The sequence below is a fragment of the Skermanella sp. genome (genome assembly GCF_059503625.1).
In genome coordinates, this window is sequence record NZ_JCACHA010000646.1 from 1 (window position 1) to 14,242 (window position 14,242).

A 14,242-nucleotide genomic window follows, 5' to 3' on the forward strand; every position below is an offset into this window, starting at 1 on the left:
ACGAAGCGGCCGTTCTCGAACTGGGCCGCAGCTTCGAAGTCCGCTACGACCATGCTCTCGCGAGCAACGGCGCCGCCCTGAGCGGTGCCGTCGCCGACGCTCGGGCCTTGATCGTCCGGGACTGCACGATCATCGACGCCGACCTTCTGGCCGCGGCGCCGCGCCTTCGCGTCATCGGCTGCCTGGGCGCACCGTCCGGGCTGGTGGATGAGGACGCCTGCCGCGCCCGCGGCATCGAGATTCACAGCTACGTCTCCAGCGACGAACTCACTCCGACGGACCGCGTGATCGCCGGACTCGTCCGCCTTCTCGGCCGTTCCGGATGGCAGCCCGGCGGCGATCCCCGCATTCTGGGGCTCATCGGCTTCAATCCGGCCGCGAGGGAAGTGGCGGGCCGCGCCCGTGCCCTGGGGCTGACCGTCTGGGCCTATGATCCGCTGGTCGACCGGGAAAGCCCGCTCTGGGCCGATCTCGGCGTCGAGCCTTCCGGTCTGCTCCATCTGCTGGAACAATGCGACGCCGTCAGCCTCCATCTGCGTCTGACGCCGGAGACGCGCGAACTGATCGACTGGGAAACCATCACGGAGATGCGGCCTTCCTCCGTCCTGATCAACGCTTCCCACGCCGGTCTGGTCGATACCGGCGCCGTGATCGGTGCGGTCCGCACCGGCCGCCTAGCCGGAGCGCTGCTCGACCTGGATCAGGCGGACGACGAACCGGAGCTGGAGACCAGAAGTGCCGCCGATGCCCGTATCGGCGCCTTGATCGCTCACAAGGTTCGGACCACACTGGAGCGGCGTGAGGAAGTCTGATCCGGCAGCAAGTTCTGGAGGAGGGAAGATGCGCGTCGTCATCGCGCTGCTGAAGCACGAAACCAACACCTTCTCTCCCGTCCCGACACCGCTCTCCCGCTTCGGCAACGGAGGTCCCGCCTGGGGTGAGGACGCCTTCCGCGCCTACAAGGGTACGGCGACGCCGATGGGCGCCTTCATCGATCTGGCGAAAGCCGAAGGCGCCGATATCGTGACGCCGGTCGCGGCGGAGGCATGGCCGAGCGGACCGGTCCATGACGACGCCTATGCCCGCCTGACCGACTCGATCCTGGCGGAGGTCGCCAAGGGCTGCGACTGCGTGCTGCTCGACCTCCACGGCGCCATGGTGACGCAGAGCCTGGAGGACGGCGAAGGCGAATTGCTGGCCCGCATCCGCGCGCTGGCGCCCGACGTGCCGGTCGGCGTGGCGCTCGACCTGCACGGCAACCTGTCACAGAAGATCGTCGGCAACGCCACGGCCATTGCGGGCTTCAAGACCTATCCGCATGTCGACATGTACGAGACGGGCGAGCGGGTCGGGCGGATCACCCTCCGCGCCCTGAAGGGCTTGTCGCGCCCTGTGATGGTTTGGGGCAACCGGCCGATGCTGCCGCACATCATGCGGATGGGCACATCTGAAGCTCCCATGCGCGATCTGGTCGATGCGGCTCGTGGGTTCGAGGAGGATGGCGCGCTGGCCGTGAGCGTCTTCGGCGGCTTCCCCCACGCCGATATCCACGATGCCGGCATCAGCATCGTTACGGTAACGGAGGACGACCGGGACTCGGCCGAGACGATCTGCAACGGTCTGCTCGACGTCGCCTGGAACCGGCGGGAGGAGTTCGTCTACCGCGCCGAGCCGCTGGCCCGGTCCGTCGCCCGCGCACGGGATCTGGCGGATGGACCGGTGCTGCTGCTGGACCATTCCGACAATTGCGGTTCGGGCGGCACCCAGGACGTTACCGCCGTCCTTGCTGAGATCATCCGGCAGGGCCTCAAGGATGTCGTCGCCTTCGCGATCCACGATCCCGGTTCGGTCGCCAAGTTGATCGAGGCCAGCGTCGGCGCCGAGGTGACGCTGGATATCGGCGGCAAGCTGCCGATGCCGGCCATCGGCCTTGCGGGAAAGCCATTGAGCGTGACCGGCAAGGTCCGCGTCATCACCGACGGCGAGTATACCATACGCGGTCCGATGTATACGGGCGTACGTGTCGGCATGGGCCGGACGGTCGTGCTCGACACCGGGAACGTCGAGATCGTGCTGATCGAACGCCACCACGAGCCTTGGGACCTTGGCTGCCTGCTCAGCCTCGGGATCGATCCGGCGGCGAAGAAATACGTTATGCTCAAGTCGCGCATCCACTACCGCGCCGGCTTCCAGCCGATCGCCCGGCATATCGTCGAATGCGCGGGCGAGGGCGTCACGACATCGGACTACAGCCGGCTCCGTTTCGACCGGGTGCGCCGTCCGATCTTCCCCCTCAACTGATGTGAACCGCCATCTTGCGTATCCTTGTCGTCCAGAACAGCCGGACAGCGCCTCCCGGCCTGCTCAGAGAATACCTGACTGAATTCGGCGCCGAACTCGTCACCGTCACGCCGCCCGAAGGCGATGCGCTTCCGGCCGACGCGGAAGGCTTCGATGGCGCCGTAGTGCTCGGCGGTCCGCAATCGGCGGCGGACGACGGGACCAGCCCGTATATCCCGCGCCTGCTCGACTTGATGCGCGCCTTTGCCGAAGGGGATAAGCCGATCCTGGGCATCTGCCTTGGAGCTCAGCTTCTCGCCCGCGCCCATGGCGAGCAGGTCTATAAGCACAGTCTGATGGAGCGTGGCTTCAAGCCGGTCGAAACGACACCTGCCGGTGCCGAAGATCCTGTGCTGGGATCGTTCGGCCCGGTGCGGCATATCATGCAATGGCACTACGACACCTTCGATTTGCCGAAGGACGCCGTTTTGCTTGCGACCGGGCCGGATTGCGCCAATCAGGCTTTTCGCCTGGGTGACAGCCAGTACGGGCTTCAGTTTCACCCCGAAGTCAACGCCGTCATCGTCCAGGACTGGGTGCGCCGCGCGGAAGGCGTGACGCCGGAAGAAATCGCCGCTCTCGGTCAGGAGATGGAAACGCAGGTCGAGCAGTACCTGCCTGGGGCGGCGGAGTTCGCCCGAAATATGGCGCGAGGCTGGCTGGAGCTGGTTCGGCGGAAAGCGGGCTAAACCCCTAGCGCCCGCAACGCCTCCGGCGTGTCGATGTCCAGCAGCGCGCCGTTCCCTTCCATCGGAACCTCGCAGACCTGATCTGCATGAGCGCCGATCAGGTGGCGGGCGCCGACGTCGCCGGCCAAGTCCTGCATCTCGGCGAAGAAGCGCCTGTCCCAGAGCACCGGGTTACCGCGCTTGCCATGCACGGTAGGAACGCAGATCGCTCGGCCTTCCACCGGGTTGTAGGCGGCGATCAGCCGGTCGATCATATCGGGCGTCACCCTCGGCATGTCGCCCAGGCATACCAGCACGCCGTCGATGTCGGCGGGCAGGGCAGCCAGACCGGCGCGTAGCGACGTGCTGAGGCCGTCGGCGTAGTGTGGGTTATGGACGAAGCTGATCTCATGGCCGGCCAGCGCCGCGCGCACCGCGTCCGGATCGTGCCCGGTGACGACCACGACCGGCCCGGCCTGGGACGCGGTCACGGCGGCCAGCGCATGGGCGACCATCGGCTTGCCGTCCACCTCGGCGATCATCTTGTTCAGCGCACCCATCCGGCGCGACTGTCCCGCCGCCAGGATCAAGGCGGCGATACGCGGTGCCCGCAGCATGACCGGCTCCGTTTCCGTGGCTGAGGCGCGGGGAAGGGGACGCGTCGGGATCTCCGTAAGCAGGCCGCCGGCCCCCATCATCATGATGTCCCGCCGGGTTACCGGCACGCCGGCCGCGATCCGCTGAAGCACCCAATCGAAGCCATTCAGCTTCGGTGACCGGGCGCAACCGGGCAGGCCCAGTACCGGCATGTCGCCGAGGCGGGCCAGCAGCAGGAGGTTGCCGGGATCGACCGGCATGCCGAAATGCTCGACAACTCCGCCTGCACGCTCGATCCCCGCCGGCAGCACGTCGCGCCGGTCGGTAATGGCCGAAGCGCCCGCTATCAGCAGCAGGTCGGGCTTGGAGACGCAGGCGGAGGCAATGGCGTCGGCAACCGCGCCTTCAGTGTGGTCTACCCGCACCTCGCCGATCAACTCGCCGCCGAGTGCCACCAACCGGTCGCGCGTTACGCCGACAGTCTTGTCGAGCACGGATTCCTTGGTGCCGGCCAGCCGCGTCTGAATCAGGACGGTCCGGAGCGTCTGGAATTCGGCGACCCGGATCAAGGCGTCGCCTTCGGCAGCCAGGGCCTCCGCCGCCGCGACGACGGTTTCGGGTGCCGCGAAGGGGATGATCTTGATGGTCGCCACCATCTGTCTCGGCTCGACCGGAGCGAAGGCGGGCAGCGTCGCGACGGTCGCCGACTCGTCGATCAGGTTGAGGCGGTTCAAGCGCTCGATATCGACCACGCAGAGCCCGCGCGCCGATGCGAACAAGTTGACGCGGCCAGTAAAGGCGGCGCTGGTCGTCAGACCGGAACCCGCTACCGCCTTGGCAATGCGGGACGCGGCGGCGTCCTCGCCGACATCGTCGGCATCCAGACAGGCCGCCGTCACGTGGTCGATCCCGGCCGCAGTCAGCGCCGCGACATCGTCGGCGCTGAGGATGCGCCCCTTCTTGAAGGCCAAGCCCTTCAGCCGGATGGAATGCACCAGGATGGCGCCGACGGCATCCTCGGAAGCAACGGGGCCGAAGCGCATGGTTCAGGCCGCCGCCGCTTTGTCGGGCGGATCGCGGTGCAGGACGTGCGTGATCTGAGCCATGATCGACAGCGCGATCTCGGCGGGGGACACCGCCCCGATCGACAGCCCCACCGGCGCGTGGATGCGGCCGATCTCCGACTCGGTGAAGCCGTCCTCGCGCAGGCGGTCTACCCGCTTGCCATGGGTCTTCCTGCTGCCCAGCGATCCGACATAGAACGCCTTCGACCGAAGGGCCACGTGGAGCGCCGGATCGTCCAGCTTGGGGTCATGGGTCAGGGTGACCACGGCCGTCCTGCTGTCGATATTCAGCTCTTTCAGGGCATCGTCGGGCCACTCGCCGTTCATGGTGATGCCGGGGAATCGGTCGTCGGTCGCGAAGGCCCGGCGGGGATCGACCACCACCACGTCATACCCGGCCATCGAGGCGATCGGCGCAAGTGCCTGCGCGATATGAACGGCGCCGACGATGATGATCCGGAGAGGCGGGTTGAACGAGTGGATGAAAAGCTGGGTGTCGCCGACCTCCACGATGCCACTGCGGTCTTCCCGCAGGAAGCGGCGGACCTCTGCCCTGGCCTCGTCGTCCAGCCCGAAGCCGCCATGATCCACGTCGTCGTGGACCAGCGTCTGCAAGCCGGAGCCGAGGTCGGTGACCAGCGCCACCGGCCGTTTTTCCGCACGCGCTTTCACGAGACGCTGGAGAAGGTCGTTTTTCATTCCACCGCCTCGACATAGACCTGCACCTTGCCGCCGCAGGCCAGACCGACCTCCCATGCCTGATCGTCGGTGACGCCGAAGCTCAGCAGGCGCGGCTCGCCGTCTTCCATGACCTTCATGGCCTCGTGGACGACGGCTCCCTCGATGCAGCCGCCCGAGACGGACCCCTGCATGGCGCCCGTGTCGTCCACCACGAGCTGGCTGCCGACCGGCCGGGGCGACGAGCCCCAGGTCGAAACCACTGTTGCCAGCGCCACCTTCTTGCCCGCGGCCTTCAAGGCGGCCGCCTGTTCCACGATGTCGTTCTGGTAAGTCACTGCTTCGCACCCTCCGCTGGCCCCACCATCGCCATCCAGCGCGCCATGCCGCCATGGCGTCGCGGCCCGACATGGTCGAGCACCTTCGCCAGATCGGCCAGACTGGCCAGATTGTGAACCGGTCGGAAATCGTCGACATGGGGCATGATTGCCCGGATACCACTGGATTTCGGCTCAAACCCTTCGTAACGCAAGAGGGGATTGAGCCAGATCAGACGCCGGCAGCTCTTGTGCAGCCGCTCGATCTCCTCGCCCAGGCCGTCGCCCGCGTCGCGGTCCAGCCCGTCGGTGATCAGGATCACGACGGCGCCCTGGCCCAGGACGCGGCGAGACCAGACGCGGTTGAACTCGTGCAGGCTGGTCCCGATCCTTGTTCCGCCCGACCAGTCCTGGACGGCGCCGGAGACCTTCTCCAGCGAAACGTCGATGTCCTTGTAGCGCAGGTAGCGCGTGACGTTGGTCAGCCGAGTGCCGAACAGGAAGGTGTGGACTCGGTCGCGGTCGTTGGTGACGGCATGCATGAAGTGAAGCAGCATGCGGGAATAGCGGCTCATCGAGCCGGAGATGTCGCACAGCACCACCAGCGGCGGATGCCGCTCCCGCCGCCGCTTGGTCGCCAGATCGATCACGTCGCCGCCCGACCGCAGCGTCTTCCGCATCGTCGCCCGCAGGTCCGCCCGCCGGCCCAGGTGGCTGAGTTCGAACCGCCGCGTCGGCACCGTCATGATCGGCAGCGACATCCGCTTGATGGCCGACTTCGCCATCGCAATCTCGGCCGCCGACATCTTCTCGAAGTCCATCGACTGGATCAGTTCCCGGTCCGACCACGTCAGCGTCGCGTCGATCTCGATCTCCTGGTCCGGCTGCTCGCCCGCACCTTCTCCGGGATTCGGTTTGTTGGGCTGAAGCGCTTCGGCCAGCCGGCGCGACAGCTCCGGTCCCTCCTGCTTCAGATCGGCCTTCAGCGACGGCAGCAGCAGCGCCATCATCCGCTTCAGGATGTCGGGATTGCGCCAGAAGACATGGAACGCCTGGTCGAACAGCTCGCGCTGGTCGCGCCGGTTGACGAAGACGGCGTGGAGCGTCCAGTAGAAGTCGCGGCGGTTGCCGATGCCGACGGCTTCGACGGCTTCCAGCGCCTGCAACACCTTGCCCGGCCCGATCGGCATGCCGGCCACCCGCAGGCAGCGGGCGAAATGCATGATGTTGGCCGATAGCCGGCCGCCGTCGATCTGGATGTCTCGGGTGTCCTGAACCATGACGGCGTCAGAGGGGGCGGGTGAGGGATAGCTCGGCCTTGACCTGGGTCAGGATGCGGTTCGCCTCGCTGCCCTGGATGCGGGCGATGTCGTCCTGGTACTTCAGCAGGGTGCCGAGCGTGTCGTTGATCGTCTCGGGGTCCAGTTCCAGCCGGTCGAGCTGGGTCAGCGCCTGCGCCCAGTCCAGCGTCTCCGCCACACCCGGCAGCTTGAATAGGTCCATGCTACGCAACTTCTGGACGAAGCCTACGACCTGCTGCGACAGCCGCTCCGGCACGCCGGGGGCCTTCACCCGCAGGATTTCCAGCTCGCGCGCGGCGTTGGGATAATCGACCCAGTGGTAGAAGCAGCGCCGCTTGAGGGCGTCGTGAATCTCGCGCGTGCGGTTGGACGTGATGATGACCATCGGCGGCTGCTCCGCCTTGATCGTGCCGAGTTCCGGGATCGTGATCTGGAAGTCGGAGAGGACTTCCAGCAGGTATGCCTCGAACGGTTCGTCGGTCCGGTCCAACTCGTCGATCAGCAGGACCGGCGGGCCTTCGATGCTGGATTCGAGCGCCTGAAGCAACGGGCGCTTTATCAGGAATTCCGGCGAGAAGATATCGCCGCCCAGGCTCTCGCGGCTCCGGTCGCCGGTCGCTTCCGCAAGCCGGATCTCGATCATCTGCCGGGCATAGTTCCATTCATAGACGGCGGACGAGACGTCCAGTCCCTCGTAGCACTGAAGACGGACCAGCCGCCGCCCAAGGGTGGCGCTCAGGACCTTGGCGATCTCGGTCTTGCCGACCCCGGCCTCGCCCTCCAGGAAAAGCGGCCGGTTCAGCTTGAGCGACAGGAATAGAGCAGTCGCCAGAGACCTTTCGGCGACGTAATCGCCGCGTGCGAGCAGGTCCAATGTCTCATCGACGGAAGCGGGCAGGGGCTTTGTCATGGTCTCGGCAGGCAATGATTGGGAAATCTCGGGAAGAGTCGCGTTGGGCCACGGTCCAAACAAAAAGGAAAAATTATGTTTGTGCGGGGGCCAAACAAATAAACGCACCACTGATGGATCAGCCGGCAATGGATTAGCCGGCCGCCCTGACGACCGCGCGTTTAGCCATGACGGCGACAAGGTTGGCCCGGTACTCGGCGCTGGCATGGATGTCGGCGTTCAGTCCGTCGGCATCGACGGTCAGACCGTTCAGTGCTGCGGCACTGAAGTTGGACGACAGCGCCTGCTCCGCCTCCGGCCAGCGGAACACGACCGGCCCGGCGCCCGTCACCGCGACCCGGACGGCCCCGTCCACCTCCGCCACCAGCACGCCGACCGTGGCGTAGCGGCTGGCGGGATTGGGGAACTTGGCGTATCCGACACGTCCCGGCTTGGGGAAGGCTACCGCCGTCACGATCTCGTCCAGCTCCAGCGCCGTCTCGAACATGCCGGTGAAGAACTCTTCCGCCGGGATCGTCCGCTTATTGGTGTGGACGGTGGCGTTCAGCCCGACCAGCGCCGCCGGATAGTCGGCAGACGGATCGTTGTTGCAGATCGACCCGCCCAGCGTGCCCCGGTTGCGGACCTGCGCGTCGCCGATGCCGTTCGCCAGTTCGGCCAGTTCCGGAATCAGCCGCCGCACGATGTCGCTGCCGGCCACTTCGGCATGCTTGGTCGTGGCGCCGATCACCAGACCGCCGCCTTCCTCGCGGATGCCGTGAAGCTCCGCCACTCCGCCTAAGTCGATCACGTCGGAGGGCTGGGCCAGACGCTGCTTCAGCGTCGGGATCAGCGTCTGGCCGCCGGCGATGATCTTGGCGTCTTCCTTGCCGGAAACCAGACCGACAACTTCGCTCAGCGATGCCGGGCGATGATATTCGAATGCGTACATGTCGTTCTTTCCTCCCCGTCCCTTATTCCGCCGCCAGCGGTACCGATGCGTCCTGGATCGCCCGCCACACGCGCAGCGGCGTCGCCGGCATGTCGAGGTGCTGGATACCCAGGTCCGCAAGCGCGTCCACGACGGCGTTCATCACGGTGGCGCTGCCGCCGATGGCTCCGGCTTCGCCGCAGCCCTTGACGCCCAGCGGGTTATGCGTGCAGGGCGCTTCCTCGTGATACTGCACGATGAAGCTCGGCACGTCGTCGGCCCTGGGCATGCAGTAGTCCATATACGAGCCGGTCAGAAGCTGGCCGGTCTGCGGATCGTAGACGCAGTTTTCCATCAGCGCCTGTCCGATGCCCTGGACGATGCCGCCATGGACCTGACCTTCGACCACCATCGGGTTGATCACCCGCCCGAAGTCGTCGACCGCCACGAACTTCTCGATCCGCACCACCCCGGTCTCCGGGTCGATCTCGACCTCGGCGATCTGGGTGCCGTTGGGATAGGTGAAGTTCTTGGGGTCGTAGAAGGCCTGTTCGTCCAGCCCCGGTTCCAGCTCGTCGAGCGGGAAGTTGTGAGGCACATAAGCCGACAGCGCCACGTCGCCGATGGTCAAGCTGCGGTCGGTGCCGGCCACGGTGAACTTGCCCTGCTCGAAGACGATGTCGGTCTCGGCCGCCTCCAGCATGTGGGCCGCGATCTTCTTCGCCTTGTTGACCACCTTGTCCATCGCCTTGGAGATGGCCGAGCCGCCGACGGCAAGCGACCGGGAACCGTAGGTCCCCATGCCGAACGGCACCTTGGAGGTGTCGCCGTGGACGATCTCGACGTTCTCGATCGGGATGCCGAAGCGGTCGGAGACGAGCTGGGCGAAAGTCGTCTCGTGGCTCTGGCCGTGGCTGTGCGAGCCGGTGAACACCGTCACCGAGCCGGTCGGGTGGAACCGCACCTCGCCCGACTCGTAGAGGCCGGCGCGGGCTCCCAGCGCTCCCGCGACATTGCTTGGGGCGATGCCGCAGGCTTCGATATAGCTGGCGAGACCGATGCCGCGCAGCTTGCCGCGCGCCTTCGCTTCCGCCTTGCGGGCCGGGAAGCCCTGGTAATCGATCAGGGCAAGCGCCTGATCCAGGTTCTTCTCGAACAAGCCGCAGTCGTACTGGAGCGCCACCGGCGTATCGTAGGGCATCGCCGTTGGCGGGATGAAGTTGCGGCGGCGCAGTTCCGTCTTGTCGATGCCAAGCTCGCGCGCGGCGTTCTCGACGATGCGCTCGATCAGGTAGCAGGCTTCCGGCCGGCCGGCGCCCCGGTAGGCATCGACCGGGACGGTGTGGGTGAAGACCGCCTTGACCTCGGCATAGATCGCTGGAGTCGTATACTGGCCGGCCAGCAGCGTAGCGTAGAGATATGTCGGGATCGACGGCGCGAAGGTGGACAGGTAGGCGCCCATGTTGGCGAGCGTCTGGACCCGGAGCCCTAGGAACTTGCCGTCGGCATCCAGCGCCAGTTCGGCGTGGGTGACGTGGTCGCGGCCATGGGCGTCGGATACGAAGCTCTCCGACCGTTCCGCCACCCACTTGATCGGGCGGCCGATCTTCCGCGACGCCCAGGTGACGATGGCTTCCTCGGCGTAGTGGTAGATCTTGGAGCCGAAGCCGCCGCCGACATCCGGAGCGATGACGCGGAGCTTGTGTTCGGGGATGCCGAGCACGAAGGCGCCCATCAGCAGTCGAATGACGTGGGGGTTCTGGCTGGTCGTCCACAGCGTATAGTCGCCAGTGGCGCGGTCGAACTCGCCGATCGCGGCACGCGGCTCCATCGCGTTGGGGACCAGCCGGTTGTTGATCAGGTCCAGCTTGGTGACATGGGCCGCCTTGGCGAAGGCCACATCGGTCGCGGCCTTGTCGCCCAGGTGCCAGTCGTAGCACAGGTTGCCCGCCGCCTGCTCGTGGACCAGCGGAGCGCCGTCCTTGAGGGCCTCGGGGCTGGTGGTGACGGCAGGCAGCTCGTCGTAGTCCACCATGATAAGCTCGGCCGCGTCCTTGGCCTGCTCGCGGGTTTCGGCAATGACGACCGCGACCTGGTCGCCGACATGGACGACCTTGTCCAGCACCAGCGGCGGGTGCGGAGGCTCCACCATCGGACTGCCGTCCTTGGAATGGATCAGCCAGCCGCAGGGCAGCCCGTTGACCTTGTCGGCCGCGATGTCCTTGCCGGTGAAAACGGCGACGACGCCCGGTGCCTCCAAAGCCGCCGCCGTGTCGATGCCGTTGATCCGGGCATGGGCATAGGGCGAGCGCAGGATATAGGCGTGGGTCTGATTGGGTCGGTTGATGTCGTCCGTATAGGTGCCCTGGCCGGTCAGGAACCGGAAGTCCTCGCGTCGCTTGACGGAGGCGCCGATGCCGGTCGCATTGACCGGGGCGTTGATATTCGCGGCGGGAGAGTTCGACATGATGTCTGCGCTCCCGTCATTCGGCTGCGGCTTGGGCGGGCTGGGACCGCATCGCCTCGGCCCCCGCCAGGACGGCCTTGACGATATTGTGATAGCCGGTGCAGCGGCAGATATTGCCTTCCAGCCCTTCGCGGACGGTCTTCTCGTCCAGATGCTCGTGGCTCTTGGCGAGATCGACGGCGCTCATGACCATGCCGGGCGTGCAGTAGCCGCATTGCAGGCCATGATGCTCGCGGAAAGCCGCCTGCATCGGGTGGAGCGTACCGTCGGCAGCCGCTAGGCCTTCGATCGTGGTGACTTCCAGGCCGTTGGCCTGGACCGCCAGCATCGTGCAGCTTTTGATTGACTGGCCATCGACATGGACGACGCAGGCGCCGCACTGGCTGGTGTCGCAGCCGACATGGGTTCCCGTCAGTCCAAGGTGTTCACGGAGCAACTGCACCAGAAGGGTGCGTCCCTCGACCTCGCGCGTTACGGACTTGCCGTTAACCTTCAAGGAAACGGATGTCATCGTTCTCTCCCCTTTTCGCCGGCTCGATGTTCCTGCCGTTTGCCGGATGGCAGCTTGTTCCGCCGCCTTGTGCAACCGACAACATTTGTCTGATACAGGCTAAGAGAGCCGCCCGGACAGGTCAAGCCATCCCGGCGGCATCCATAAGAACTTCACTTGAATCAAGATGCTGCACCGCATCAAAGCTGATTTCAGGTGAACGACCACAGCAGTATCGCCACTACCACGATGACCAGCGGGATCCAAACCATAGGTTGTAGCCCCTTGCTCTGCTCCGTGCTGGCCGGAGGGGTAGGGGCGACGGTCGGGCCGGCCGAAGGAGTTGGCGGCGGGGCGGCCGCGGTCTCCGAGCTCAAGAACACGGGAGCCTCGCGCGCAGGTGCTTCCGCCGAAGCCGCAGGGGACGGCTGGGGTGCTGGCTGGGATGCCGGCTGAAGCGCCGGTTCCGGCGCTTCCACCGCACCGGATGTCGAGGTTACGCCGGTTTCGGGTGCAGCGGTCTCGACCGGCTGGCCCACGACCTGGGTAAACTTCGCGAAGAAGTCGTCGGCCATCTTGCGTGCCGTGCCGTCGATCAGGCGGGACCCGATCTGGGCAAGCTTGCCGCCGACCTGGGCGTTGGCGGTATAGGACAGCACCGTGTCCGGGCCGTCGTCGACCAGACTGACCTTAGCTCCGCCCTTGCCGAATCCGGCGGCCCCGCCGCTGCCTTCGCCGCTGATGGTGTAGCCGTTGGGCGGATCGATGTCGCTGAGGGTAACCTTGCCGGCGAACTTCGCTTTCACCGGGCCGACCTTGGCGACGACCTTGGCCGTCATCTCGGTGTCGGACTGCTTCTGGATTTCCTCGCAGCCGGGAATGCACTGCTTCAGGATCTCCGGGTCGTTGAGCGCCTCCCATACCCGCGAACGGGGGGCGGAGATTCTGTATTCTCCGGTCATATCCATGTTGTCGTTCCTCGTATCGCGCTGAACTGCCATATCCGCCGGAGCGGACATCGTGCCGTGACCCTAATGCGAGGGGTAGGAACCGACAAGCGGCGTTGCATAGCCGGGTCTTATAGGGCAAATACTTCGACCACCCGACGACCGCCGGCCTGTGGCTTTCAGCTTGGCCTATCCTAAGACAGGCGGCATACTCGCCGTCCATTCCAAGGGCTTGTCGAAAATTGCCAGAAATGAAGAAGAACAAGGCGTCCTGGATTCAACGCCACGCCACGCCCGCAACGGTCCTCACCCTGACGGCGCTCGCCATGGGCCTGATGATGTTCCTGCTCAGTCCGGGATTCGCGTTAGCGGCTGAAGCCGGCGGACACGGTGCGGCTCCCCATCTCGATGGGGCTGAACTGGGGTTGTTCTGGGTCGTGCCGTTCGCGGGCATCCTGCTGTCGATAGCACTATTCCCGCTGCTGGCTCCTACCATCTGGCATCACCATTTCGGCAAGATATCGGCGTTCTGGGCGCTCTCCTTCCTGATCCCCTTCGCGCTGCGGTTCGGCTTCGACCTTGCCTTGTACGAGATCCTGCATACCGTCCTGCTGGAATACATCCCCTTCATCATCCTGCTGCTGGCCCTGTTCACCGTGGCGGGCGGCGTCCGGATGACCGGCAGCTTGAACGGTACGCCGGTGGTCAATACCGGCCTGCTGCTTCTAGGAACCCTGATCGCAAGCTGGATGGGCACCACGGGGGCGGCCATGCTGCTGATCCGTCCGCTGCTTAAGGCCAACGAAGACCGCCGGCACAAGGTCCACGTCGTCATCTTCTTCATCTTCCTGGTCGCCAATATCGGCGGTTCGCTGACGCCGCTGGGCGACCCGCCGCTGTTCCTGGGCTTCCTGAAGGGAGTCGATTTCTTCTGGACGGCGCAGCACATGCTGCTGCCCATGGTGATGCTTTCCGTGCTTCTGCTGGCGATCTTCTTCGCCATGGACAGCTACTTCTACGGGCGGGAACCCGCCCGCAAGAAGCCGGTCCCCAAGAAGAAGCCCGAGAAGATCGGCATCGAAGGCGGTATCAATATCCTGCTGCTGGTCGGGGTCATCGGCGCCGTGCTGCTGAGCGGCATCTGGAAGCCCGGCATCAGCATAGAGATCTATCACGTCCCAGTGGAGATTCAGAACATCGCCCGTGATGTCCTGCTCATCGGTATTTCCCTGCTGTCCCTGAAGCTCACCGATACCGAGAGCCGCAAGCTCAACGCCTTCAGCTGGTTCCCCATCCTGGAGGTCGCCAAGCTGTTCGCCGGCATCTTCCTGACGATCATCCCGGCCATCGCGATCCTTCGGGCCGGCACTTCGGGCGCCTTGAGCGGCGTGGTATCCGCCGTGACGACACCGGATGGCCAGCCGATCAACTACATGTATTTCTGGGCGACCGGGGTGCTGTCGAGCTTCCTGGACAACGCACCTACCTACCTCGTGTTCTTCAACACCGCGGGGGGCGATCCCCAGCATCTGATGCACGACCTGCCGACGACC

Annotated in this window: 13 protein-coding genes; 4 read left to right on the forward strand and 9 right to left on the reverse strand. The window is 65.6% G+C overall.

The features are described from left to right. The 3 genes from AC5JJ6_RS19650 to AC5JJ6_RS19660 all read left to right on the forward strand — a co-directional run. The coding region (locus tag AC5JJ6_RS19650; RefSeq protein ID WP_496043679.1) for an NAD(P)-dependent oxidoreductase at positions 1–812 on the forward strand (812 nt) is incomplete at its 5' end. Positions 813–840: 28 nt separating this feature from the next. After that, positions 841–2,301 (forward strand): M81 family metallopeptidase, encoded by a 1,461-nt coding sequence (locus AC5JJ6_RS19655; RefSeq protein ID WP_496043680.1) that lies wholly within the window; start codon positions 841–843, stop codon positions 2,299–2,301. Positions 2,302–2,315: 14 nt separating this feature from the next. After that, positions 2,316–3,029 (forward strand): type 1 glutamine amidotransferase, encoded by a 714-nt coding sequence (locus AC5JJ6_RS19660; RefSeq protein WP_496043681.1) that lies wholly within the window; start codon positions 2,316–2,318, stop codon positions 3,027–3,029. Here the strand turns inward: AC5JJ6_RS19660 and AC5JJ6_RS19665 are convergent. The 9 genes from AC5JJ6_RS19665 to AC5JJ6_RS19705 form a co-directional block, all read right to left on the reverse strand. Continuing rightward, complete coding sequence (locus tag AC5JJ6_RS19665) at positions 3,026–4,648, reverse strand: NTP transferase domain-containing protein (RefSeq protein ID WP_496043682.1); 1,623 nt, start codon at positions 4,646–4,648, stop codon at positions 3,026–3,028. The genes AC5JJ6_RS19660 and AC5JJ6_RS19665 overlap by 4 nt on opposite strands. Positions 4,649–4,651: 3 nt before the next feature. Further along, a complete protein-coding gene (locus AC5JJ6_RS19670) occupies positions 4,652–5,368 on the reverse strand; it encodes an XdhC family protein (RefSeq protein ID WP_496043683.1) in 717 nt (238 codons plus the stop codon). Then, entirely contained in the window at positions 5,365–5,685 is a 321-nt protein-coding gene (locus tag AC5JJ6_RS19675; RefSeq protein WP_496043684.1) for an XdhC family protein, read from the reverse strand. Before AC5JJ6_RS19675 ends, AC5JJ6_RS19670 begins: the two co-directional genes overlap by 4 nt. Continuing rightward, positions 5,682–6,944, reverse strand: a complete 1,263-nt coding sequence (locus AC5JJ6_RS19680) for a vWA domain-containing protein (protein WP_496043685.1) — start codon at positions 6,942–6,944, stop codon at positions 5,682–5,684. The genes AC5JJ6_RS19675 and AC5JJ6_RS19680 overlap by 4 nt, the downstream gene beginning before the upstream one ends. Positions 6,945–6,951: 7 nt before the next feature. Beyond that, a complete protein-coding gene (locus AC5JJ6_RS19685; protein WP_496043686.1) occupies positions 6,952–7,875 on the reverse strand; it encodes an AAA family ATPase in 924 nt (307 codons plus the stop codon). A 133-nt stretch (positions 7,876–8,008) separates the two neighbouring features. Next, positions 8,009–8,806: an FAD binding domain-containing protein gene (locus AC5JJ6_RS19690; RefSeq protein ID WP_496043687.1), complete on the reverse strand. Its 798-nt coding sequence runs from the start codon at positions 8,804–8,806 to the stop codon at positions 8,009–8,011. Positions 8,807–8,828: 22 nt separating this feature from the next. Further along, complete coding sequence (locus AC5JJ6_RS19695; RefSeq protein WP_496043688.1) at positions 8,829–11,252, reverse strand: xanthine dehydrogenase family protein molybdopterin-binding subunit; 2,424 nt, start codon at positions 11,250–11,252, stop codon at positions 8,829–8,831. A gap of 16 nt (positions 11,253–11,268) precedes the next feature. Further along, the gene (locus tag AC5JJ6_RS19700; protein WP_496043689.1) at positions 11,269–11,763 is read right to left on the reverse strand and encodes a (2Fe-2S)-binding protein; all 495 of its coding nucleotides are present in this window, start codon (positions 11,761–11,763) and stop codon (positions 11,269–11,271) included. Positions 11,764–11,954: 191 nt separating this feature from the next. After that, on the reverse strand, positions 11,955–12,710 hold the full coding sequence (locus tag AC5JJ6_RS19705) for an SRPBCC family protein (RefSeq protein ID WP_496043690.1): 756 nt from the start codon (positions 12,708–12,710) through the stop codon (positions 11,955–11,957). Between the two features lie 230 nt (positions 12,711–12,940). On the opposite strand from AC5JJ6_RS19705, the gene AC5JJ6_RS19710 reads away from it, so the two are divergent. Further along, a partial coding sequence (locus AC5JJ6_RS19710; protein WP_496043691.1) for a sodium:proton antiporter occupies positions 12,941–14,242 on the forward strand: 1,302 nt, incomplete at its 3' end.